General features: G+C 52.3%; 22 protein-coding genes. 12 read left to right on the forward strand and 10 right to left on the reverse strand.

The window, feature by feature from the left end; genetic code table 11:
* Positions 1-32: 32 nt before the first annotated feature.
* The 3 genes from parC (at position 33) to ftsP (ending at position 4708) form a co-directional block, all read left to right on the forward strand.
* A complete protein-coding gene (gene parC, locus OGY06_RS02460; RefSeq protein ID WP_286604608.1) occupies positions 33-2291 on the forward strand; it encodes a DNA topoisomerase IV subunit A in 2259 nt (752 codons plus the stop codon).
* A 195-nt stretch (positions 2292-2486) separates the two neighbouring features.
* Positions 2487-3224, forward strand: a complete 738-nt coding sequence (gene plsC, locus OGY06_RS02465) for a 1-acylglycerol-3-phosphate O-acyltransferase (protein WP_003024540.1) — start codon at positions 2487-2489, stop codon at positions 3222-3224.
* Positions 3225-3295: 71 nt separating this feature from the next.
* Positions 3296-4708 (forward strand): cell division protein FtsP, encoded by a 1413-nt coding sequence (gene ftsP / locus OGY06_RS02470; RefSeq protein WP_008785819.1) that lies wholly within the window; start codon positions 3296-3298, stop codon positions 4706-4708.
* Between the two features lie 16 nt (positions 4709-4724).
* Here the strand turns inward: ftsP and OGY06_RS02475 are convergent, their stop codons facing one another.
* Positions 4725-6200 (reverse strand): TrkH family potassium uptake protein, encoded by a 1476-nt coding sequence (locus OGY06_RS02475; protein ID WP_164562480.1) that lies wholly within the window; start codon positions 6198-6200, stop codon positions 4725-4727.
* Between the two features lie 199 nt (positions 6201-6399).
* On the opposite strand from OGY06_RS02475, the gene OGY06_RS02480 reads away from it, so the two are divergent.
* Positions 6400-8571, forward strand: a complete 2172-nt coding sequence (locus OGY06_RS02480; RefSeq protein ID WP_003024532.1) for a YgiQ family radical SAM protein — start codon at positions 6400-6402, stop codon at positions 8569-8571.
* 102 nt (positions 8572-8673) lie between these two features.
* Here OGY06_RS02480 and OGY06_RS02485 read toward each other — a convergent pair whose 3' ends face one another.
* The 4 genes from OGY06_RS02485 to yqhD all read right to left on the reverse strand — a co-directional run bounded on the left by OGY06_RS02485 (position 8674) and on the right by yqhD (position 12912).
* Positions 8674-9129: an HIT family protein gene (locus tag OGY06_RS02485; protein WP_008785817.1), complete on the reverse strand. Its 456-nt coding sequence runs from the start codon at positions 9127-9129 to the stop codon at positions 8674-8676.
* 44 nt (positions 9130-9173) lie between these two features.
* Complete coding sequence (locus OGY06_RS02490) at positions 9174-10628, reverse strand: DASS family sodium-coupled anion symporter (protein WP_003828381.1); 1455 nt, start codon at positions 10626-10628, stop codon at positions 9174-9176.
* A gap of 188 nt (positions 10629-10816) precedes the next feature.
* The gene (dkgA, locus tag OGY06_RS02495; RefSeq protein WP_008785816.1) at positions 10817-11644 is read right to left on the reverse strand and encodes a 2,5-didehydrogluconate reductase DkgA; all 828 of its coding nucleotides are present in this window, start codon (positions 11642-11644) and stop codon (positions 10817-10819) included.
* 104 nt (positions 11645-11748) lie between these two features.
* The gene (gene yqhD, locus OGY06_RS02500) at positions 11749-12912 is read right to left on the reverse strand and encodes an alcohol dehydrogenase (protein WP_126317410.1); all 1164 of its coding nucleotides are present in this window, start codon (positions 12910-12912) and stop codon (positions 11749-11751) included.
* A 194-nt stretch (positions 12913-13106) separates the two neighbouring features.
* Between yqhD and OGY06_RS02505 the strand changes: the two genes are divergently transcribed.
* The gene (locus OGY06_RS02505; protein WP_032934199.1) at positions 13107-14006 is read left to right on the forward strand and encodes an AraC family transcriptional regulator; all 900 of its coding nucleotides are present in this window, start codon (positions 13107-13109) and stop codon (positions 14004-14006) included.
* 90 nt (positions 14007-14096) lie between these two features.
* On the opposite strand, the gene yghB is transcribed toward OGY06_RS02505, so the two are convergent.
* Positions 14097-14756 (reverse strand): DedA family general envelope maintenance protein YghB, encoded by a 660-nt coding sequence (gene yghB, locus OGY06_RS02510; protein ID WP_003024510.1) that lies wholly within the window; start codon positions 14754-14756, stop codon positions 14097-14099.
* A gap of 131 nt (positions 14757-14887) precedes the next feature.
* Entirely contained in the window at positions 14888-16075 is a 1188-nt protein-coding gene (gene metC, locus OGY06_RS02515; RefSeq protein WP_003828372.1) for a cystathionine beta-lyase, read from the reverse strand.
* Between the two features lie 250 nt (positions 16076-16325).
* Here metC and exbB point away from each other — a divergent pair, with 250 nt between their 5' ends.
* Both exbB and exbD read left to right on the forward strand, forming a co-directional pair.
* Positions 16326-17060, forward strand: coding sequence for a tol-pal system-associated acyl-CoA thioesterase (gene exbB, locus OGY06_RS02520; RefSeq protein ID WP_003828371.1), 735 nt, complete (start codon positions 16326-16328; stop codon positions 17058-17060).
* A 6-nt stretch (positions 17061-17066) separates the two neighbouring features.
* A complete protein-coding gene (gene exbD / locus OGY06_RS02525) occupies positions 17067-17492 on the forward strand; it encodes a TonB system transport protein ExbD (protein WP_003828370.1) in 426 nt (141 codons plus the stop codon).
* A 76-nt stretch (positions 17493-17568) separates the two neighbouring features.
* Here the strand turns inward: exbD and OGY06_RS02530 are convergent, their stop codons facing one another.
* Both OGY06_RS02530 and OGY06_RS02535 read right to left on the reverse strand, forming a co-directional pair.
* On the reverse strand, positions 17569-17976 hold the full coding sequence (locus OGY06_RS02530) for a hypothetical protein (RefSeq protein ID WP_003828369.1): 408 nt from the start codon (positions 17974-17976) through the stop codon (positions 17569-17571).
* A gap of 1 nt (position 17977) precedes the next feature.
* On the reverse strand, positions 17978-18382 hold the full coding sequence (locus tag OGY06_RS02535) for a hypothetical protein (protein WP_003828367.1): 405 nt from the start codon (positions 18380-18382) through the stop codon (positions 17978-17980).
* A 104-nt stretch (positions 18383-18486) separates the two neighbouring features.
* On the opposite strand from OGY06_RS02535, the gene OGY06_RS02540 reads away from it, so the two are divergent.
* The gene (locus tag OGY06_RS02540) at positions 18487-18990 is read left to right on the forward strand and encodes an ESA_00282 family adhesion-associated protein (protein WP_003828365.1); all 504 of its coding nucleotides are present in this window, start codon (positions 18487-18489) and stop codon (positions 18988-18990) included.
* Positions 18991-19058: 68 nt separating this feature from the next.
* Here OGY06_RS02540 and OGY06_RS02545 read toward each other — a convergent pair whose 3' ends face one another.
* Complete coding sequence (locus OGY06_RS02545; protein WP_111464935.1) at positions 19059-20099, reverse strand: aldo/keto reductase; 1041 nt, start codon at positions 20097-20099, stop codon at positions 19059-19061.
* A 155-nt stretch (positions 20100-20254) separates the two neighbouring features.
* Between OGY06_RS02545 and yghX the strand changes: the two genes are divergently transcribed.
* The 4 genes from yghX (at position 20255) to hybO (ending at position 24677) form a co-directional block, all read left to right on the forward strand.
* Entirely contained in the window at positions 20255-21142 is an 888-nt protein-coding gene (yghX, locus tag OGY06_RS02550) for a YghX family hydrolase (protein WP_079934127.1), read from the forward strand.
* 215 nt (positions 21143-21357) lie between these two features.
* Positions 21358-22998 (forward strand): methyl-accepting chemotaxis protein, encoded by a 1641-nt coding sequence (locus OGY06_RS02555; protein WP_063941825.1) that lies wholly within the window; start codon positions 21358-21360, stop codon positions 22996-22998.
* 84 nt (positions 22999-23082) lie between these two features.
* Positions 23083-23370 carry a DUF2623 family protein gene (locus tag OGY06_RS02560; RefSeq protein WP_003024490.1) on the forward strand — a complete coding sequence of 96 codons (288 nt, stop codon included), beginning with the start codon at positions 23083-23085 and terminating at the stop codon, positions 23368-23370.
* 188 nt (positions 23371-23558) lie between these two features.
* Entirely contained in the window at positions 23559-24677 is a 1119-nt protein-coding gene (gene hybO, locus OGY06_RS02565; RefSeq protein ID WP_003024486.1) for a hydrogenase 2 small subunit, read from the forward strand.

Genomic DNA, 24677 nt, shown 5'->3' on the forward strand with positions numbered 1-24677 from the left:
TAGAGGGGTACAAAGTTGAGGAACCACGATTAATGAGCGATATGGCAGAGCGCCTGGCGCTGCATGAATTCACGGAAAACGCCTATCTGAACTATTCCATGTACGTCATCATGGACAGGGCGTTGCCGTTTATTGGCGATGGTTTGAAACCCGTTCAGCGTCGCATCGTGTACGCGATGTCCGAACTGGGGCTGAATGCCAGCGCCAAATTTAAAAAATCCGCCCGTACCGTCGGTGACGTGCTGGGTAAATACCATCCGCATGGCGACAGCGCCTGCTATGAAGCGATGGTGCTGATGGCGCAGCCGTTCTCTTACCGTTACCCGCTGGTTGACGGGCAGGGGAACTGGGGGGCACCGGACGATCCGAAATCCTTCGCGGCGATGCGTTATACCGAATCACGCCTGTCTAAATATGCGGAAGTCTTGCTGGGCGAACTCGGTCAGGGAACGTCGGACTGGGTGCCAAACTTCGACGGCACCATGCAGGAGCCGAAGATGCTGCCTGCGCGTCTGCCAAATATTCTGCTGAACGGTACGACCGGTATTGCCGTTGGTATGGCAACGGACATTCCGCCACATAACCTGCGTGAAGTGGCAAAAGCAGCGATTACTCTGATTGAGCAGCCGAAAACGACGCTGGATCAGTTGCTGGATATCGTGCAAGGGCCGGATTACCCGACCGAAGCGGAGATCATTACCTCTCGCGCGGAGATTCGTAAAATTTACGAAAACGGACGCGGCTCCGTACGTATGCGTGCGGTATGGACGAAAGAAGACGGCGCGGTGGTGATTTCCGCGCTGCCGCATCAGGTTTCCGGGGCAAAAGTGCTGGAGCAGATCGCCGCTCAAATGCGCAATAAAAAGCTGCCGATGGTAGACGACCTGCGCGACGAATCGGATCACGAAAACCCGACCCGTCTGGTGATTGTCCCGCGCTCGAATCGTGTGGATATGGAGCAGGTGATGAACCACCTGTTTGCCACTACCGATCTCGAAAAAAGCTACCGTATCAACCTGAACATGATCGGTCTTGATGGTCGTCCGGCGGTGAAAAACCTGTTGGAGATCCTCACCGAATGGCTGGCGTTCCGCCGCGATACCGTGCGTCGCCGCCTGAATTATCGTCTGGAAAAAGTGCTCAAGCGCCTGCACATCCTTGAAGGTTTGCTGGTGGCGTTCCTCAACATTGACGAAGTAATCGAAATTATTCGTCATGAAGATGAACCTAAGCCTGAGCTGATGTCGCGGTTTGGCATTTCTGAAACCCAGGCTGAAGCCATCCTTGAGCTGAAATTGCGCCACCTTGCCAAACTCGAAGAGATGAAAATCCGCGGTGAGCAGGATGAGCTGGCGAAAGAGCGCGATCAGTTGCAGGCCATTCTGGCTTCCGAACGTAAAATGAGTAACCTGCTGAAGAAAGAGCTGCAGGCCGATGCAGACGCCTATGGCGACGATCGTCGTTCTCCGTTGCAGGAGCGCGAAGAAGCGAAGGCGATGAGCGAGCACGACATGCTGCCATCTGAGCCGGTGACCATTGTGTTGTCCCAGAGTGGCTGGGTGCGTAGCGCCAAAGGCCACGACATCGATGCACCGGGATTAAGCTATAAAGCGGGCGACAGCTTTAAGTCGGCAGTGAAGGGTAAGAGCAACCAGCCGGTGGTGTTCGTGGACTCGACCGGACGCAGCTATGCCATCGACCCGATTACGCTGCCGTCGGCGCGTGGTCAGGGTGAACCGCTGACCGGGAAGCTCACGCTGCCGCCAGGCGCGACGGTTGAGCACATGCTGATGGAAGGCGACGATCAGAAACTGCTGATGGCCTCCGATGCGGGCTACGGTTTTGTCTGCACCTTCAGTGACCTGGTCGCACGTAACCGTGCTGGTAAGGCGTTGATTACGCTGCCAGAAAATGCGCGCGTGATGCAGCCGGTGGTGATTGAAGATGAAACCGACATGCTACTGGCTATTACCCAGGCCGGTCGCATGTTGATGTTCCCGGTGAGCGATTTACCGCAGTTGTCGAAAGGCAAAGGGAACAAGATCATTAATATCCCTTCAGCGGAAGCGGCGAAAGGCGAGGATGGTCTGGCGCAACTTTACGTGCTGCCGCCGCAGAGCACGCTGACCATCCACGTCGGTAAGCGCAAAATCAAACTGCGTCCTGAAGAGTTGCAGAAAGTGACCGGTGAGCGCGGTCGTCGCGGCACGCTAATGCGTGGTCTGCAGCGTATCGACAGCATTGAGATTGACTCGCCTCGACGCGCCAGTCACGGCGACAGCGAAGAATAACGCTACCGTCCGGCTCTCCCTGTTAAAGCCCAGGGAGAGCCAACGTTAAAAATTCCCGTGAAACCGTTGTTTATTCGTGCGTTGCGATTAACAATACGCTTTTCCAGAGAGCCGCCCTTAACAAAGCCCTAACCTGATACCGCATGATGAATCAGGTGACGTAAAATGCCAGGCTCTTAGGCCTTAGAGGTTGTTATGCTATATATTTTTCGTTTAATTATTACTGTTATTTACTGCGTTCTGGTCTGTATTTTCGGTTGCATATACTGTCTGTTCAGCCCACGAAATCCAAAACACGTCGCAACGTTCGGTCATATGTTTGGCCGCCTGGCTCCCCTTTATGGCCTGAAGGTCGAGTGCCGCATGCCGGCAGACGCGCAGAACTATGGTAATGCTATCTATATTTGTAACCATCAGAACAACTATGACATGGTTACCGCTGCGAATATCGTTCAGCCGCCGACGGTGACAGTAGGTAAAAAAAGCCTGCTGTGGATCCCTTTCTTCGGGCAGCTGTACTGGTTAACTGGTAACCTGTTGATTGACAGAAACAACCGCGCTAAAGCGCACAGCACCATTGCTGCCGTGGTGAATCATTTCAAAAAACGTCGCATTTCTATCTGGATGTTCCCGGAAGGGACGCGTAGCCGTGGTCGCGGTCTGCTGCCGTTTAAAACCGGTGCGTTCCATGCAGCGATTGCTGCAGGTGTCCCGGTCATTCCGGTGTGCGTTTCCACAACCTCGAACAAGATAAAACTCAATCGACTCAATAATGGTCTGGCGATTGTCGAGATGTTGCCGCCGGTGGATATTAGCCACTTTGGGAAAGATCAGGTTCGTGAACTGGCAGCGCATTGCCGCACGCTGATGGAACAAAAAATCGCAGAACTCGATAAAGAAGTTGCTGAGCGGGAAGCCGCCGGTAAGGTTTAATCCGCGCAATTCGGGTTTTTTACAGGAAATGACTTCCTGCGTGTTAATAGCCAGTTTTTTATGGAGTTTATATGTCATTCAGTCGGCGTCAGTTCATTCAGGCATCGGGGATCGCACTGTGTGCAGGTGCTGTTCCGCTGAAGGCTAATGCTGCCGGTCAGCAACAACCGTTACCCGTGCCTCCGCTGCTGGAATCCCGCCGGGGGCAGCCGCTATTTATGACGCTGCAACGTGCGCACTGGTCCTTTACGCAAGGCACGCGCGCACCTGTCTGGGGAATTAACGGCCGCTATCTGGGACCGACAATCCGCGTCTGGAAAGGGGATGACGTCAAGCTTATCTACAGCAACCGTCTGACTGAAAATGTCTCGATGACCGTCGCCGGGTTACAGGTACCTGGCCCGCTGATGGGCGGCCCGGCGCGCATGATGTCCCCGAATGCTGACTGGGCGCCGGTGCTACCGATTCGCCAGAATGCCGCCACGTTGTGGTATCACGCTAATACACCAAATCGTACTGCTCAGCAGGTCTATAACGGTCTTGCCGGGATGTGGCTGGTTGAAGATGAAGTGAGTAAATCACTATCTATTCCCAACCACTATGGCGTGGATGATTTTCCGGTCATTATCCAGGACAAGCGGCTGGACAACTTTGGCACGCCGGAATACAGCGAGCCCGGCAGCGGTGGCTTTGTCGGTGATACGCTGCTGGTCAATGGGGCGCAAAGCCCGTATGTCGAAGTCTCCCGCGGCTGGGTGCGCTTGCGTTTGCTGAACGCTTCAAACTCGCGTCGTTACCAGCTGCAAATGAGTGATGGCCGTGCTCTGCATGTGATTTCCGGCGATCAGGGTTTTTTACCTGCGCCTGTTTCGGTGAAGCAGCTCTCGCTGGCTCCGGGCGAGCGTCGTGAGATCCTGGTGGATATGACTAATGGTAATGAGGTCTCTATCACCTGTGGTGAGGCGGCCAGTATTGTCGACAGGATCCGCGGGTTCTTTGAGCCTTCCAGTATTCTCATCTCCACGCTGGTATTGACGTTGCGCCCGACAGGTCTTCTGCCGCTGGTGACTGACAGCCTGCCAATGCGCCTGCTGCCAACGGAAATCCTCAGCGGTTCGCCGATTCGCAGCCGTGATATCAGCCTGGACGACGATCCTGGCATCAACGGTCAGCTGTGGGACGTCAATCGTATGGATATTACTGCCCAGCAGGGCTCCTGGGAGCGCTGGACGGTGCGGGCGGATATGCCTCAGTCCTTCCATATTGAAGGCGTCTCGTTCCTGATCCGTAATGTGAATGGCGCGATGCCGTTCCCGGAAGACAGAGGCTGGAAAGATACTGTCTGGGTTGATGGCCAGGTTGAATTACTGGTTTATTACGGACAGCCTTCCTGGGCCCATTTCCCGTTCTACTTTAATAGCCAGACGCTGGAAATGGCGGATCGTGGCTCAATCGGACAGATGTTGGTGAACCCGGCGCCGTAATGCGCCGGGGTATTCGTTACGCCCGCCAGAACATGCGCGAGAACAGGATCAGAATGGGGTAAATCTCCAGACGCCCCATGATCATGGCCGCGCACATCAGTAGCTTTGCTTCCTCGTTTAAGGTGCCAAATGTCGTGGCGGTGACGCCAAATCCTAGCCCCATATTGTTGATGCAGGCGGCGACGGTGGCGAAAGAGGAGAATAGATCGTAGCCCATCAGATTGAGCGCCCAGATAAAAAAGCTGGTGAGCAAAACGTAGAGAAAGAAAAAGCTCCATACCGAACGCACTACCCGGTCGCTTACCACGCTATTGCCCACTTTGATATTCAGCAGGGCGCGAGGGTGCGCGAGCTGGTGTAACTCTTGGCGGCACTGCTTGAACATAATCAAAAAGCGCAGCACCTTAATCCCCCCGCAGGTCGATCCCACACAACCGCCGAAGAAACTGGCGCTGAGCAGCATGAAGATCGTGTGCGAAGGCCATTGTGCGTAATCCGCCGTCGACAGGCCATTATCTGTCAGCATCGAACTGGCCAGAAAAAAAGCATGCACCAGGCTGTCCGTTAATCCGTACATGCCTGCCCGCCAAACTTGCCAGGTGGCGATCAGAGTGACCACCAACGCAATAAGCAAAAAGAAACGCAATTCGGCATTACGACGAAAGGGTTTGAAGGTACGTTTCACGATAGCAACGTACCAGAGGGTGAAGTTAAATGCAGACAGCAGTGAAAATATCCCGGCGACAAGCTCAATGGCATGGCTGTTATAAAAGCCGATGCTCTCGCTGCGAGAGGAAAATCCGCCGAGAGAGACCGTCGACAGCCCGTGGCATAAGGCGTCGAAAAACGACATCCCGGCAGCCCAGTAGGCCAGAGTACAGATCAGACCCAGAATGACATAGGTCATCCACAGCGTACGTGCAGTATCAGCAAGTCTTGGCGTGAGGCGCTCTTCTTTAAAAGGGCCCGGCATTTCAGACTGATACAGCTTCATGCCACCAATACCCAGCAGCGGCAATACCGCTACGGCGAGGACAATAACACCCAGACCGCCAATAAAATTGAGCTGAGCCCGATAGTACAGATACGACTTCGGCAAGGCGCTGACGTCATCAATCACCGTTGCGCCTGTAGTGGTAATTCCAGAAACTCCTTCAAACAGGGCATCCGCAAAAGAGAGGTTTAAGCCATCGTCCATCCACATCGGCATCGCGCTGATAAACGAAAACAACAGCCAGAACAGGACGATAATGACGAAACCATCCCGGGTGCGCAGTTGAATACCCGCATGTTTGGTTGCCAACCACGCCCCGCCGCCGAGGGTGAAGAAAGTCATAAATGTGCTGAAAAAAGCGAACAAGCTCCGCTCTTTATTTAACAAAGCGATGAGCATCGGTGGCAGCATAGAAAAGCTGTAGAGAAGAACCAGAAATCCGCACAGGTGAACAACAACCCGTAACTGGGAAATATGCAGTGAATCGTTGAGTCGCAATGAAAAATCCCCCGCCGAAAAAGAGTTATCTCAGCTGGCTGGCATGGTGTTAATTATGATTGATAAAAATGATCGTCGTAAAATTTAACAATTTATATAACTTTCTACTGGTCTGGTTCAGACTCCACTTCATTTCTTGCCGACATACAGCGTATAATCCTCGGCCTTTGATTATTTTTTTACCATTTTTGGAAGCATTATGAGCGCAATATCCCTGATCCAGCCGGACAGAGACCTTTTCTCCTGGCCGCAGTACTGGGCTGCCTGTTTTGGCCCGGCACCGTTTTTGCCGATGTCACGCGACGAAATGGACCAACTTGGCTGGGATAGCTGCGACATCATTCTGGTTACCGGCGATGCATACGTCGATCATCCCAGCTTTGGCATGGCAATTTGCGGACGTATGCTGGAAGCACAAGGCTTTCGCGTAGGGATTATCGCCCAGCCGGAGTGGAACAACAAAGACGATTTTATGCGTTTGGGCAAACCGAACCTGTTCTTTGGTGTGACCGCAGGCAACATGGATTCGATGATCAACCGCTACACCGCAGATCGCCGACTGCGCCATGACGATGCCTACACACCGGACAACGTTGCGGGCAAACGTCCGGACCGCGCCACGCTGGTCTATACCCAGCGCTGTAAAGAAGCATGGAAAGATGTGCCGGTTATTCTCGGCGGTATTGAGGCCAGCCTGCGCCGTACTGCGCACTATGACTATTGGTCTGATACCGTTCGCCGCTCTGTTCTGGTGGATTCCAAAGCCGACATGCTGATGTTCGGCAACGGCGAACGTCCGCTGGTGGAAGTGGCGCATCGTCTGGCGATGGGCGAAACCATCGATCAGATCCGCGACGTGCGTAACACTGCGATTATGGTTAAAGAAGCGCTGCCGGGCTGGAGTGGGGTGGATTCCACGCGCCTCGACACGCCGGGCAAGATTGACCCGATCCCGCATCCGTATGGTGAAGATCTGCCGTGTGCTGACAACAAACCGGTCGCACCGAAAAAGCAGGAAGCGAAAGCGGTAACCGTACAACCGCCGCGCCCGAAACCGTGGGAGAAAACCTACGTGCTGCTGCCGTCCTTCGAAAAAGTGAAGGGCGATAAAGTGCTGTATGCGCATGCGTCGCGTATCCTGCACCACGAAACCAACCCAGGTTGTGCGCGTGCGCTGATGCAAAAGCACGGCGATCGCTACATCTGGATCAACCCGCCAGCCATTCCGCTCTCTACCGAAGAGATGGATAGCGTCTTTGCGCTGCCGTACAAACGCGTGCCGCATCCGGCGTATGGCGACAGCCGCATTCCGGCCTATGAGATGATCCGTTTCTCGATCAACATTATGCGTGGCTGCTTTGGCGGCTGTTCGTTCTGTTCGATCACCGAGCACGAAGGTCGTATCATCCAGAGCCGCTCTGAAGACTCGATCATCAATGAAATCGAAGCCATTCGCGACACCGTTCCGGGCTTTACCGGCGTGATTTCCGATCTCGGCGGCCCAACGGCAAACATGTATATGCTGCGCTGCAAGTCACCGCGCGCGGAACAGACCTGCCGTCGTCTGTCATGCGTCTACCCGGATATCTGTCCGCATATGGACACCAACCACGAACCGACGATTAACCTTTATCGTCGAGCGCGTGATTTGAAAGGCATTAAAAAGATCCTCATCGCTTCGGGCGTGCGCTATGACATCGCGGTTGAAGACCCACGCTATATCAAAGAGCTGGCGACCCACCACGTTGGCGGTTATCTCAAGATTGCGCCAGAGCATACCGAAGAAGGCCCGCTGTCGAAGATGATGAAGCCGGGGATGGGCAGCTACGATCGCTTTAAGGAATTGTTCGATACCTACTCTAAACAGGCGGGTAAAGAGCAGTATCTGATCCCGTACTTTATTTCCGCGCACCCAGGTACGCGTGACGAAGATATGGTGAATCTGGCGTTGTGGCTGAAGCAACGTCGTTTCCGTCTGGATCAGGTGCAGAACTTCTATCCATCGCCGTTGGCGAACTCCACAACCATGTATTACACCGGGAAAAACCCGCTGGGTAAAATTGGTTATAAGAGTGAAGATGTGGTGGTGCCGAAAGGTGATAAGCAGCGTCGTTTGCATAAAGCCCTGCTGCGTTACCACGATCCAGCTAACTGGCCGTTAATCCGCCAGGCGCTGGAAGATATGGGTAAAAAGCATCTGATCGGCGGTCGTCGCGAATGTCTGGTCCCGGCACCTACGCTGGAAGAGATGCGCGAAGCGCGTCGCCAGAACCGTCATACCCGTCCGGCGTTGACCAAGCACACACCGGTGGCGCATCAGCGCCAGACGCCTGCTGCAAACAAAAAACGCGGGAAAGTGGCAGGGCGCTAATCTGTCTTGCCCGATGGTGAAAGCTAATCCGGCCTACGTACAGCACAGTTTTGTAGGCCGGATAAGTTCCTTGTACCGCCATCCGGTAGAAAGACGCAGTATTTATGCTTCACGAATTCTGGCCGCTAATGCGGCCAGTTTTGCATCATCCGCTCGTTCGTGGTCATGTGACGACAGATATCCTTCATATTGCTCGAAAAATTTATTCTGCCGCGCTTCAATCGGTTTCCAGTGGGTTAGATCGCCAGTGCCATGCATGGGGCTTAATTTGCTGTGTACATGGTCTACGCCGAAACCTTCGAAGAACATCCCTGTACGACTGACATCCGGGAAAGCCTTATCCAGTTTCTTAGCCACTTTTTGGGTTGCCAGCATCAGATCAGCCAGTGCCTGCGGCGGCATATCGAAGGCATAGCTGGGATAATGCTTTTTCGGGATCACCACGGTAAAACCGTCGGTGTTCGGGAAAATCGACAGAAAAGCCAGATGATGCTCGTCTTCCCAGACCTTATGGCAGGGGGCTTTACCTTCAACTATTTGACAGAAAATACAGGTCATTCCTTTTCTCCGCAGGTAAGGTGATTCGTCTGGACGCAGTCAGTTTAGTACAGACCCAACACCTTCCACCACATAAGACCCACGGTGATAAACACCGCCTGGTTAAACAAGCTGATGATAAATCCTGTGCGCCACCAGACGCCCGTTGGAACATACCCGGCACCAAACAGGATTGGACCGCGAGCGTGGGTGTACTGGGTGAGCGAGCAGTACAAACTGCTGGTGAAGGCCAGCATTAATGCCGTGGGGGCTGCGGGAATATTCAGATGCAGACCGACGCCGAGGAAAACGGCGTACAGCGCGGCAATCTGTGCATTACCGCTGGCAAAAAAGTAGTGGGTGTAGAAGTAGGCGGCGTTCAGCAGCAGCAGGACGATCACCCAACTGGTACCGTGCATAGTACTGCTCAGGCTATCGCCGATCAGATTGCCAAACCAGGTGGTGAAGCCCAGTTTTTTCAGCTGGTTCGCCATCATCAACAGCGCGGCAAACCAAATCAGTGTGTCCCATGCACCTTTCTCGCTCTTCACATCTTCCCAGCTCAGAACACCGCTTAGCAATAAAATGGACAGCCCCACGAACGAGGCAGTGGTGGCGTCGACGCCTAACGTATCGCCAAAAATCCATAGCACCAGCAGTACGCCGACGGTAGCCAGCATCAGCCATTCGCCGCGAGACATACTGCCCATTTCCGCCAGCTCTTTGCGCGCCAGATTCGGGGCATCCGGCGTGTGCTTAATTTCCGGGCGCACGATCCAGTAGACCAGCAGTGGAACCAGCAGTAAGGACACCAGGCATGGCAGCAGCGCCGCCATAAACCAGCCGCCCCAGGTCAGCGTGACGCCTGCATTGGCCGCCAGTTTCACCGCCAACAGGTTGCCGGTATATCCGGTCATAAAGAGCGCGGCGGTGACGTCGTTGACGTTGCCAATACAGGTGATAAGAAAGGTACCGATTTTACTGCGGGACTCATCTTCCGGGTTCGAATGGAAACTGCGTGCCAGAGAGTCAGCAATCGGATAGATGACGCCGCCGCAGCGTGCTGTATTACTCGGCATTGCCGGGGAGAGGATCAGATCGGCAAAAGCCAGACCATAGGCGAGTCCCAGCGTGCGCTTGCCGAGCAGACGGATCATCTGCAGCGCAATGCGTCGTCCGAGGCCAGTTTTGATAAATCCGCGGGCAATCATAAAAGCCACGACGATAAGCCAGATAAGTGAACTGTTCAGCTCACTCAGTGCCGTGGTGATAGCGCCGCTGGCGGTTTTATCCCCGGCAGCATAGGCGAGTGCAAAAACCGTAATCCCAATAATGCCGACCGCGCCGATGGGTAAAACTTTTGCCACGATAGAGGCAATCGTCGCGACGAAGATAATTGCCGAATGCCAGGCTGGCGCACTTAACCCCGAGGGAGGGGTAAGTTGCCACAGTCCGGCAGAAATGAATATTATAAGAATTAATGGAAGCCATTTGACTCCGCTACTTTTTTTCTCAGTCACGCTTACGCACCTATGGATATGGTGAATATATTCATCAAATAAATATATTTATTTAATAATTAACAAGTTATGTTGCGTAATGCTGCTCCAGCGACTGCAAGAAATACATCAATATATGTGCGTGAATTGTTTCCTGATATTTCAAATCAGTAAAGGCCCGACGAGAGTGTCGGGCTGGAGGGAAGGGGTTAACCGCCGAACTGATCCGGGTCTGGCCCCAGACGTTTGCCCTGATCGAGTTTCGCGATTTCGCCTAATTCGTCTTTATCCAGGCGGAAGTCCCAGACGTTAAAGTTTTCTGCGATACGCGCCGGGGTGACTGATTTCGGAATCACCACCAGCCCGCTATCCAGGTGCCAGCGGATGACAATCTGCGCCGGTGATTTGCCATATTTCTCGGCGAGGTCACGGATGATCTTTTGATCAAAGACGTCTTTGCCGCCCTGCGCCAGCGGGCTCCAGGATTCGGTCTGGATTTTATGCGTTGCGTTCCAGGCGTGCAGTTGGCGCTGTTGCATAAGCGGATGAAGTTCGATCTGGTTAATCACTGGAGGTACGCCGGTTTCATCCATCAACCGCTGGAGATGATTGATCTGAAAGTTGCACACGCCGATGCTCTTAATCAGACCTTCTTTTTGCAGGTCGATCATGTTTTCCCACGCTTCAACGTAGTGGTCGATCGCCGGAACCGGCCAGTGCATCAGGTATAGATCGAGGTAATCAAGCTGGAGTTTTTCCATGCTTTCGAGCAAGGCTTCCCGGGGGCGTTTTTGGTCATCATTCCACAGCTTGGTGGTGATGAATAACTCGTCCCGTGGTACGCCAGCATCGCGTATTGCTTTGCCGACACCTTCTTCGTTTTTGTACGCAGCAGCGGTATCAATTGAGCGATACCCCACTTCCAGCGCTTTATGAATGGCGGTGATGACTTCTTCGTTGCTTGCCTTCCAGACCCCCAGGCCCAGTTGCGGCATGACGTTACCATCCTGTAGTTTGATAATGGTTGGACCGGTCATAATTCCCCCCCTGGATTACAGTCACCGGGGCAGCCCCCGGTGAGTTAGGTGTGACTTAAGCCTGGTATAAATACCCAAAAACGAAAGGCGGAGGTTAAAAAACCTTAGCGGGCAGCTTCGTAAATCCGACGGCTGACTTCAAGCGTAATGTCCTGATGTTCGCCCAGTTGCGTACCACCGTGTGCTTCCAGTTTTTCCAGCAATGCCGGGATAGAGCTACCGTCCAGGCCGTAGTCAGACAGGCGAGTGGGTACACCCATTTGTTCGAAGAAAGTGCGGGTAGCGGCAATGGCGGCGTCGATGCGCTGGTCGTCGGAACCTTCGGTGATATTCCAGATACGCTCTGCGTATTGCAGCAGTTTGGCACGCTTGGTATCACGTTTTTCATTCCACAGCGCTGGCAGAACGATGGCCAGCGTTTGAGCATGATCCAGACCATGCATTGCGGTCAGTTCATGGCCCAACATATGCGTTGCCCAGTCCTGCGGTACGCCTGCGCCAATCAGGCCGTTCAGCGCCTGGGTTGCCGCCCACATGACGTTCGCACGCACGTTGTAGTTTTCCGGCTCCTGCAAGGCTTTCGGACCTTCTTCTACCAGCGTGAGCAGAATGCCTTCGGCAAAGCGATCCTGAATTTTCCCGTCTACCGGATAAGTCACATACTGTTCCACGGTATGAACAAAAGCATCCACAACGCCGTTTGCAACCTGACGCGGCGGCAGGGTGTAGGTGTAAACCGGATCCAGTACGGCAAATACTGGCTGCACAAACGGGGTCATAAAGGCCAGTTTATCGCCGGTGGTTTTACGCGAAATTACCGCGCCGGAGTTAGATTCAGAGCCGGTTGCAGGCAGGGTTAATACGGAGCCCATCGGGATGGCGCTTGTTACGTCGCTGCCGTGGGTTTCCAGAATGCGCCATGGATCGATGCTGTCAGCGTACTGTGCCGCTGCCGCGATGAATTTGGTGCCGTCCAGCACTGAACCGCCACCTACTGCCAGCAGAAACGTCACTTTCTCATCACGCACGATTTTTACTGCGTTCATCAGCGTTTCGTAAGACGGGTTTGGCTCGATACCGCCAAACTCCAGCACATCCAGGCCTTTTAGCGCGTCCTGAACCTGTGCCAGGACGCCGGTTTTTTTCACGCTGCCGCCGCCGTAGGTAACCAGTACGCGAGCGTCCTGAGGAATTTGATCGCGCAGCTCAGCAATCGCGCCTTTACCAAACAAAATACGTGTTGGGGTATGGAGATTAAAGTTGTTCATTGCTCGTTCCCTTTGGTGGGTAATAAAAGAGGGCAGGAGAGTGTCTGCCGGATGATGAACATTGTGGTCGCCCGCCGCGCTGCTCTCAATGCTCATTTCTGCCGATGTCTTGCCCATTTCTACAGACTGCTGGAGAAAACGGATAAATCTGCGCATTATGTCAGGGTCGAAAACCGATGATGAAATGGTGCTCCATGAACCGTGATGAGATCTGCCTTCTGCTGACAGATAAAATTAAGCAGCTGAAAAGCAATGAAAATAGACTTAACGAACTGCTGCCAGATGTCCGCCTGCTATACGGTACGGAGCCGGCGGCACGTACACCAGTCATGTATCAGCCAGGCATCATATTTCTCTTTTCGGGACATAAAATTGGTTACATCAATGAGCGCATATTTCGCTATGACGCCAACGAATACCTGCTGCTAACCGTACCTTTACCCTTTGAATGTGAAACCTATGCGACGCCGGAGGTTCCTCTGGCCGGTATTTACCTGAATGTCGATATTCTGCAATTGCAGGAGCTGCTGATGGACATTGGGGAAGACGAACTGTTCCAGCCCGCCATGGCTGCCAGTGGGATTAACTCTGCGACACTCTCTGACGAAATTCTCTGTGCCGCAGAGCGCCTGCTGGATGTAATGGAGCGGCCGCTGGATGCGCGCATTCTGGGGAAACAGATTATTCGCGAGATCCTCTACCATGTGTTGACCGGGCCGCGTGGCGGTGCCTTGCTTGCGCTGGTCAGTCGCCAGACGCATTTCAGTTTGATAAGCCGGGTACTGAAGCGGATTGAAACCAAATACACCGAAAACCTCAATGTAGAACAGCTGGCGGCAGAGGCGAACATGAGCGTGTCGGCGTTTCATCATAATTTTAAAGCGGTTACCAGCACGTCGCCGCTGCAATATCTTAAGAGTTATCGCCTGCATAAAGCGCGGATGATGATGATTCACGATGGAATGAAGGCCAGTGCGGCTGCCATGCGCGTCGGTTATGAGAGCGCATCGCAATTCAGTCGGGAGTTCAAACGTTTCTTTGGCGTAACGCCGGGGGAAGATGCGGCAAGAATTCGTATGATGCAGGGGAGTTGATTTCTTGTAGGCCTGACAGGTACACCGTAGGCTATAAAGCTGCGCGCCATCAGGCAAAATGCCGGGGATTACCCCGGCTACGGATAATACTCAGGCGCTACAGTATTTTTTTTTAATCACCACGAACAATGTTCCCAACAGACCTGCGGTTAACAGGGCAATCGGCAGGATCATTAAAAAGGTCATCACCTGATCTTCATGGCGTTTAACGAACGGGATCATGCTCAGCGCATAGCCGAAACTGGTGACGACGGTGACCCACAGCAGGCCACTCAGCCAGTTAAAAAACTGGAACCGACGGTTAGGAAGCCCTGAAATGCCCGCCATCGTTGGCAGCAAGGTGCGAACAAACGCCAGAAAACGCCCTGCCAGCAGCGCCATCAGACCGTGTTGGTCAAACATGCAGGTTGCGCGCTGATGGTATTTTTCCGGTAATTGCGCCAGCCAGCCTTTCACCGTGCGCGTGTTGCCTAGCCAGCGTCCCTGAATATAACTCAGCCAGCAGCCCAGACTGGCTGCGGCCGTCAGAATAGCTATGGTAGGTAAAAAACTCATCACGTCCTGAGCGATCAGCGCTCCTGCCAGTAATAACAGGCTGTCTCCGGGTAAAAAGGAGGCGGGCAGCAGGCCATTTTCTAAAAACAGCGTGGCGAACATGACGAAGTACACCACGCTCACCACGTGCGGATCCGCCAGTGCGGCAAAATCGTGTTGCCAGAGCGCGGAGACAATATCTTGAATGACTACCATGGACTTTCCTGTGGAACAGCGTTTATGTGTGGATTGTACTCCTGAATTGCCCGGGATGCCTTGATCCCGGACGCAACAATTGCAGACTTTTCCACCAGAAGTGTCTGCATATATGTCCATCTGTGGCAATTTTACTCGATTCGGGCAAATCCTGCGGCCAAATCGGCAATCAGATCGTCAACATTCTCTAAACCGATATGTAAACGGATGAGCGTTCCGCTGAAATCCACCTCGCCTTGCGGACGGATTGCCGCAATGTGTTCCGGCTGGTTGGCGAGAATCAGCGACTCAAAACCGCCCCAGGAGTAGGCCATGCTGAACAGGCTGAAGTGATCCAGATACGCAGCAAGCTCCTCATTATTGAGCTTCTTATTCAATATAAAGGAGAATAGGCCGCTGCTGCCGGTAAAATCACGCTTCCAGAATTCATGGCCTTTACTGCCGGGCAGTGCCGGGTGGTTCACGCGGGCGACCTGCGGATGGCTGGCCAGCCACTCGGCGACCTTTAAGCTGCTTTCATGGTGCTGACGCAGGCGAACGCTCAGCGTACGCAGTCCACGGCTGGTCATATAGGCGGTATCGGCGTCCAGCATTTGCCCCATCAGATAGGCATTTTCGCGCAGTTGATCCCAGCAGCGGGCATTAGATACCGCCGTGCCGACCATGCCGTCAGAATGACCAATCAGATATTTGGTGCCTGCCTGAATAGAGATATCGATGCCAAAATCCAACGCTTTGAACAGCACCCCGGCAGCCCAGGTGTTATCAATCATGATGATTGCATCCGGCGCGACGCTTCTGACGGCGGCAACAATAGCGGGAACATCATGCACTTCCATAGTGACAGAGCCGGGAGATTCCAGAAATACGACTTTCGTGTTCGGCTGTATGTGCTTAACGATATCGGCGCCAACCAGCGGATCGAACCAGCCGGTGGACACGCCGAGCTTGCCGAGAATTTTGGTACAGAAATCCTGACTGGGTTCATAGGCGGTATTGGTCATCAGCACATGATCCCCTTGCTCCACAAAGGCAAGGATGGTGTTGGCAACGGCCGCCGCACCGCAGGGGAACAGCGCGCAACCCGCGCCACCTTCCAGTTCGCACATCGCTTCCTGAAGAGAGAAATGCGTTAGGGTTCCGCGACGCCCATAGAAAAGCGCACCGTTCGCCCGGTTGTGCGTGGCCTGTTTTTTGGCCTCTACGGTGTCAAAAACCAGCGAAGAAGCGCGCTGGATCACGCTATTTACCGAGCCCAGCGTGTACTTTTTACTGCGTCCTGCGTGAACGAGTTTGGTTTCAAGTTGCTTATCTGCCATGTTGTCTTACCTATTTTTATACGTCTGGATGTCTAAACTACCATGAATCAAAGATGACGCATCCTGCAGAACGGCCATACAGTAGAAAATAATCTCAAAATGCTTCTGGTGACTTTTTTACTGCGTGAGCGCAAGGAAAAGAAACCAAAGGTGCGGCAATATGTAAATAGTAATGAGAACGACTATCAATTCGACGTCGTTTTGATATGATTACGCTCAGATTTTGTGATTTGCGTCCTGGAGATACAGAGTGGGTAATAATTTGATGCAGACGGATCTTTCCGTCTGGGGTATGTATCAGCACGCCGATATCGTGGTTAAGTGCGTGATGATTGGGCTGATTTTGGCGTCAGTGGTCACCTGGGCTATCTTCTTTAGTAAGAGCCTTGAGTTCTTTACTCAGAAACGCCGCCTTAAGCGTGAACAGCAACTGCTGGCGGAAGCCCGCTCTTTAGATCAGGCAAGTGAGATTGCCGCAGGATTCGATGGCAAAAGCCTGGGCGCACAGTTGATTAACGAAGCGCAGAACGAGCTGGAACTGTCAGAAGGCAGCGAAGATAACGAAGGCATTAAAGAGCGTACCGGCTTCCGTCTGGAGCGTCGTGTGGCTGCGGTAGGTCGCCATATGGGCCGCGGTAACGGATACCTGGCCACCATCGGGGCTATCTCTCCTTTCGTCGGTCTGTTCGGTACCGTATGGGGCATCATGAATAGCTTCATCGGGATTGCACAAACCCAAACGACCAACCTGGCCGTTGTTGCGCCGGGTATCGCAGAAGCGCTGTTAGCGACCGCAATCGGTCTGGTCGCAGCAATTCCAGCGGTTGTTATCTACAACATTTTCGCACGTCAGATTGGCAGCTATAAAGCGATGCTGGGCGACGTCGCGGCACAGGTGCTGTTGTTGCAAAGCCGCGATCTGGACCTGAACGCGAGCGCATCCGCGCATCCGGTACGTGCAGCGCAGAAATTACGTGTAGGATAATGTTCCATGGCAATGAGCTTTAATGAAAACCTGGACGATAACGGTGAAATGCATGAAATCAACGTGACGCCGTTTATCGACGTTATGTTGGTTTTATTGATCATCTTTATGGTTGCCGCGCCGTTGGCAACCGTAGATGTGAAGGTGAATCTCCCTGCCTCCACCAGCACGCCGCAGCCGCGTCCGGAAAAACCGGTTTACCTGTCAGTTAAAGCCGATAAGAGTATGTTTATTGGCAACAATCAGGTGACGGATGAAACCATGATTAACGAGCTAAATGCGCTAACTGAAGGGAAGAAAGACACCACGATTTTCTTCCGGGCAGATAAAACCGTTGATTATGAAACCATGATGAAGGTGATGGATACGCTGCATCAGGCGGGCTTCCTGAAGATTGGTCTGGTTGGCGAAGAGACTGTGAAAGCGAAGTAATCCTCATCATGCCGGGTAATGGTTGCCGCCTTACCCGGCGTGCCTCTCCTGATTCAACTCCCTCGCACACTTGTTCTTATCTGTTCTCATCTAACGCGACCGTGGTTATTCTGGTGGGTTCGTAGTTCCCTTCAGACAGCTTTCGCGTCAGGCGTAAGGTGGCCGTTTCCCGCGCGAGTATATGCTGGTAGGTGCTTTCCAGTCGGGCCATGATTTTGTCCCGCAGTTCTGGTTGCTGCTCCATAATGGCTTCGATCGCGGCACCGTAGATCTCTTCTTTAGCCTGTAGCGAGTAAATTTCACGGCGATTTTGCCATTTCATCCGCACCAGTGCAGCGGGAATAGAGGCTATCTCCTGAGCAACGCTTTCCAGTGTCGTGTTTTTATTGGCAATCAACACGGCTAAATTTTGCTTTAAGACAAACTCATCGCTTTTATGGTTATCTAAAGCCAAATAAACATTATTATCCTCAACATCTTTCATTTTATTTCTCTTCCAGAGAATAAAAAATAGGATCGCTGGTTTCACGGGTAATTAAATTAAGCCAAATTTTGTTGCCCTGTTCATTTATGATGGCTGTTTTTTGAGTCAAAATTTTACTTAATTCTTGTGCATTAATGTCGCCTTCTGCCTGTAGTGAATTGAGCAGGCGAGAGAATGACTCAATTTTTGCTGCACGAAATAGACGCTCTTTTAAATGGCGGTCGCACTCTTCAAATAGCATATTCCGTGACTGACCGGTAGCGGTTGAGCTAATCAAAATATCGGATTCGTAATCGCTTAATGTTATCTTCCCCTGAGTCAAATTTTCACTATTATCTGTAGAGGTGGTATTGTCAGGTGAGCTGGATAAGTGAAAACGCGAGGGAACAAGATGCTCGGGAAGCATGTTGAAATATCCTTTGATGCCAATGATATGTTGTTTTAAATAAACCATGCCGCGTTGACAATAGCATGGCGTAATTTTAAAATCAAAAAAAATGGAGCCAGTATATGAACAGTATATTTTATTCTGTTATTACCCTGCTATTGCTGACTTGCGGGGTACTTTTGTTGATGCACAGTGCAAATAAAAACCGTAATGCAGAAAATGGATACGCTGAAAACCAGCCGGAAATACTGAGTAAAGAAGAGGGTGAAGATCATTTCTCGGTACTGATGAATTCGATTACTCCGGTTTGGTATTGGCGTGTCAATCACGAATATATCGATTTTATCCACTCGACGATCAAACGGATGACAATGGTGGAGCTGAATGAGACGCCAGGGCTATTTGATGCACAGCGGCGTTGCAGCGATCTCAACTCTGCGGTGTATAAATATTACGACAATATTAAAAAACGCTGCCTGAGTGGCGAGAAAGTCCCGCATGCCGATCTGGACGTGCTTAACTTACGTCAGTGCTTCAGGGAGTTCAGCCTGGAAGCCTATCCTGCACTTGTCGCGCTGGTGTGGCCGGAATATCAGCGCCCAGAAATCAAAGCAGAAGAGGTGTGAGGAGCTGGCTGGCCCGTATTACGTGCCGGGAAGAACAACGTTGCTACCCGGCACGGGATTACCTACGGTTATTTGTCAGATGAGGCCTGCCACAGGTTCAGCTTACCGTCCGCGACGTGCTTATCGATCTGCGCCAGTTCTTCGGCGCTGAACGTCAGATTCGCCAGCGCCTGAACGTTCTCTTCCAGTTGCTCCGGTCGACTGGCGCCAATCAATACCGACGTTACCCTGTTGTCTTTTAGCAGCCAGCTTAAGGCCATTTGTGCCATCGACTGTCCACGCTGTTGCGCCATCTCATTAAGCAAACGCAGGCTGGTAAGGTTTTCTTCCGTCAGCATGTTTTCCGTTAACCCACGAACTTTTTTCCCTTCACGCTGCATGCGTGAACCTTCCGGAATACCGTTAAGGTATTTCCCCGTCAGCAGTCCCTGAGCCAGCGGCGTAAATGCGATGCAGCCCATACCGTTGGATTCCAGCGTATCCAGCAGGCCGCTGCTGTCTACCCAGCGGTTAAGCAGGTTGTAAGACGGCTGATGGATCAGCAATGGAATTTTCCATTCCCGCATCAGCTCGGCCATTTTCTGCGTACGTTCCGGGGAATAGGATGAGATGCCGACATACAGCGCTTTACCGCTTTGCACGGCGTGGGCCAGCGCCGAGGCGGTCTCTTCCATTGGCGTATTTTCGTCAACGCGGTGAGAGTAGAAGATATCGACATAGTCGAGACCCATGCGTTTCAGACTCTGGTCGAGGCTGGCGAGCAGGTATTTGCGCGAACCGCCAGAACCGTATGGCCCAGGCCACATGTCATAGCCTGCCTTGGTGGAGATAATCAGTTCATCGCGATAGTATGCAAAATCCTCGCGCAGTAATCGGCCAAAATTCTCTTCTGCGCTGCCTGGTGGCGGCCCATAGTTATTGGCTAAATCAAAATGCGTGATGCCTAAATCAAATGCTTTACGCAACAGGGCGCGCTGTGAATCCAGCGCCTGAACGTGCCCAAAACTGTGCCATAAACCCAGCGATAGCGCGGGTAAACGCAAACCGCTGCGCCCACAGTAGCGATAGAGCATCTGCTCGTAACGTTCAGGATTGGCAAACCAGGCCATGAGATCTCCTTAGTGCAGGTGAATTTCGAAACAACGTTTCTATTCTAGCGGGTTCACGGTGAATATCCCGTTCACCAGGTCACACTGAGATGAAAAACTGGGCAAAAACAGGTCACTGTGCTTTGCTTAAAAAAACATCAATCAGGAGTGCGACGATGCCGCGTTTGACTGCCAAAGATTTTCCGCAAGAACTGCTCGACTACTATGACTATTACGCGCATGGCAAAATAACGAAACGCGAGTTTCTCAATCTGGCAGCGAAATATGCAGTGGGTGGCATGACGGCGTTGGCTTTATTCAATTTATTGAAACCCAATTATGCCCTCGCAACGCAGGTAGAATTTACCGATCCCGATATTCTGGCGGAATATATTACCTATCCTTCGCCTGAAGGGCATGGTGATGTGCGGGGGTATTTAGTTAAACCTGCGAAGGTGACAGGGAAAGTTCCGGCGGTGGTGGTAGTGCATGAGAATCGTGGGCTGAATCCGTATATTGAAGATGTGGCGAGGCGGGTGGCGAAGGCGGGCTTTATGGCACTTGCGCCGGATGGATTAAGTTCGGTAGGGGGATATCCTGGCAATGATGATAAAGGTCGGGAATTGCAGCAGCAGGTTGACCCCGTAAAGTTGATGAACGATTTTTTTGCCGCCATTGAATTTATGCAATCTTATTCAGGGACGACGGGAAAGGTAGGTATCACCGGATTTTGCTACGGTGGTGGTGTGTCGAATGCCGCTGCTGTAGCTTTCCCTGAACTGGCCTGCGCGGTGCCTTTTTATGGGCGGCAGGTTCCTGCATCAGATGTCCCCAAAATAAACGCGCCTTTATTACTGCACTATGCGCAATTAGACACACGTATTAATGAGGGATGGCCTGCCTATGAAGCGGCGCTTAAGGCCAATAAGAAAGTCTATGAAGCCTATATCTATCCCGGCGTTAATCATGGCTTTCACAACGATTCGACCCCCCGTTATGATAAAGCTGCCGCTGATTTAGCCTGGGAACGTACTCTTGCGTGGTTTAACAAATATTTGCGATAGAAAACAATAGATTATTTAATGCTTATAACTAATTACCTGAATAATAATGCTACCTAATTTCATTAGCATTCATATTGATATAGTGTGGAGAGAGAGTGGATGTACTTAAGAAAGTAAAAAAATAAAGAACGCATTATATCTTCTCTACTGCCTGCCGATAACAAGGATAAGTATCGCCTGATGGCGAATTCCTCATCAACGGCAAGGAAATTATTATGCGTTTGCTGAAAAACTTCACTATTCGTATTGTCATGCTGGCAATACTGGGACTTTTTTGCCTGCTCTGGTCGGGCGTGGGTTTATTCAGTCTTCATTCGTTATCAAAAATATCTGAAGGCAATGATATTGACCGTCATCTTGTCCATCAGATGACGGTTCTCAGTCAGGGCAACGATCAGTACTTTCGCTTCGTAACGCGCTTAAGTCGCGCCATGGATGTCAAAATGAGTGGCGGAACGCCTGATTTTGCGCCGGCGCAACAGTCCCTTGAGAATATGAGCAAAAAACTCCAGGAGATGAAAACATTATCTCCGGGCCCTATGGACCCTGACGTCGCTAACGCAGTACTGACGAAGTGGCAGGCGCTGCTGGACAACGGCGTGATCCCGCAAATGCAGCTGGCGCAGCAGGGTACGCTTACGGCCTTTGCGGAGCATGCCAGCACTATTACACCCGCGTTGAGCCGTGAATTTGGCGCCAGTGCCGAGCGTTTTAACGCCACGGCAGGCGAGCGACTCGATACCACCCGCGTGATGGTCGATGGCAAAACCTCTATCATCCGGACGCTAATTATCACCGCCGTTATCCTTGGGATTGCCCTCCTTTTCTTTACCGACCGCTACCTTGTTTCCATGATGGTGAAACCGCTGGGACGTATTCGCCAACAGTTCCAGCAGATTGCGCAGGGCGATCTCAGCCATCCCATCGAAGATTTTGGTCGTAACTGTGTGGGTCAACTGGTGCCGTTATTGTGCGCGATGCAGGATAGCCTGCGTGAAGCCGTCAGTACCATCCGTTCAGGTAGTGACAATATCTGGCGAGGGGCGACGGAAATTTCGACCGGGAATAACGATCTCTCCTCACGTACTGAAGAACAGGCTGCGGCACTGGAAGAGACCGCTGCCAGCATGGAGCAGCTGACCGCAACGGTAAAACTGAACGCAGAAAATGCGCGTGAAGCCAGCCAGCTTGCCGATACGGCCACAGAAACGGCAGGCAAAGGGAGCACGCTGGTTTCGGAAGTGGTTGAGACGATGGACGGCATTGCCGCCAGTTCTAAACAGATCGCGGAAATCACGTCAGTTATTAATAGCATTGCTTTCCAGACCAACATTCTGGCGCTGAACGCGGCGGTTGAAGCAGCCAGGGCAGGCGAGCAGGGGCGCGGTTTTGCCGTCGTTGCCGGTGAAGTACGCAACCTTGCCAGTCGCAGCGCCGGGGCGGCGAAAGAGATTGAGACGCTGATTGGCGAGTCATCGCGTCGTGTTGATCAGGGTGCTCGTTTGGTTAAAGAAACAGGATTAACCATGGAGGCGATTCTGCGCGGCGCCACCGAAGTGACTGTCATCATGAAGCAAATTGCCTCTGCCTCGGAAGAACAGAATAAGGGTATCTCGCAGGTGAGCGTGGCGATCACGCAGATGGACAGCGTAACGCAACAGAATGCTGCGCTGGTAGAACAAGTTTCCGCCGCGGCAGTAGCGTTGGAACGACAAACAGAGGAGCTGCAACGTTCGGTGCAACAGTTCCGCCTTTCCGCTAATGATGTGCAATACACAGCCAGCCAAACCGCTTCCTCTTCAGCAGACAGCAAAACGTCTGCGGCCGCTAAAACGGATGAGTGGGTGTCCTTTTAAGCCGTTATAAAAAGTTCGTGATACCTCTGGTCTTTGCTTAAAAAATCGCTATATAATTTATTATATAGCGATTGGAGGTTATGCATGGACAACCATTTTGGTAAAGGTCTGATGGCCGGATTAAACGCCTCAAGTGCGGATAGTGCACGCTCGGTGGCGAATTTTTGTGCGGATTATAAGCGTGGTTTTGTGCTGGGATTTTCACATCGAATGTTTGAAAAAACGGGCGATCGACAGCTCAGCGCGTGGGAAGCGGGGATCCTGACGCGCCGTTATGGGCTGGATAAAGAGATGGTGATGGATTTCTTTAAAGAGAACCAGTCCAGTACAACAATTCGGTTTTTCATGGCCGGCTATCGACTCGAAGCTTGATCCGAAAGGGGTATTATCTTGCTTTAATTAATTACACTATTGACCTACGCCTTCGTTTTGTTGCTCCGCCGAAGTATTATAATGCACATAACCATATAAAAAGTGTGGTAATGGCGCGCCGATCGCAATATGCAACATGCGAATGGTGCAAAATAAAAGCCAGGTCTTCGCAACGGAATAACTATAAAATGACTGGAGATAACTCTCTCATCAATTCGAGCGGCATTAATCGCCGTGATTTCATGAAGCTTTGTGCAGCACTGGCCGCTACCATGGGGCTCAGTAGCAAAGCCGCCGCAGAAATGGCCGAATCAGTTTCTCGTCCTCAGCGCCCACCGGTTATCTGGATTGGTGCTCAGGAGTGTACGGGTTGTACTGAATCGCTGCTTCGCGCGACACACCCTACAGTGGAAAACCTCGTTCTGGAGACAATCTCTCTGGAATACCATGAGGTGCTCTCTGCCGCCTTCGGCCATCAGGTCGAAGAGAACAAACATAACGCTCTGGAGAAGTACAAAGGGCAATATGTTCTGGTAGTAGATGGTTCTATCCCACTGAAAGATAATGGTATTTACTGCATGGTTGCCGGTGAGCCGATCGTGGATCACATCCGCCGGGCCGCAGAAGGCGCAGCCGCTATCATTGCCATCGGCTCTTGCGCCGCGTGGGGTGGTGTTGCTGCCGCTGGCGTTAACCCAACGGGTGCCGTCGGCCTGCAAGAAGTTCTGCCAGGCAAAACCATCATCAACATCCCCGGCTGTCCGCCGAACCCGCATAACTTCCTCGCAACGGTCGCGCATATCATCACTTATGGTAAGCCGCCGAAGCTGGATACCAAAAACCGTCCGACATTCGCCTATGGCCGTTTGATTCACGAACACTGCGAACGTCGCCCGCACTTCGATGCTGGTCGTTTTGCTAAAGAGTTTGGTGATGAAGGCCACCGTGAAGGTTGGTGCCTCTACCATCTGGGCTGTAAAGGGCCAGAAACCTACGGCAACTGCTCAACGCTGCAATTCTGCGATGTGGGTGGCGTGTGGCCGGTGGCTATCGGTCACCCTTGCTACGGCTGTAACGAAGAAGGCGTCGGCTTCCATAAAGGTATTCACCAGCTTGCTCATGTGGAAAACCAAACGCCGCGTTCCGAGAAACCTGACGTCAACATGAAAGAAGGCGGCAATGTTTCTGCCGGGGCGATTGGACTGCTGGGTGGCGTAGTAGGACTGGTTGCCGGTGTCAGCGTGATGGCGGTTCGTGAACTGGGGCGTCAGCAGAAGAAAGATAACGCTGACTCACGGGGAGAATAA

Source organism: Citrobacter sp. Cpo147 (assembly GCF_030332405.1).
GTDB classification, from domain to species: domain Bacteria; phylum Pseudomonadota; class Gammaproteobacteria; order Enterobacterales; family Enterobacteriaceae; genus Citrobacter; species Citrobacter portucalensis.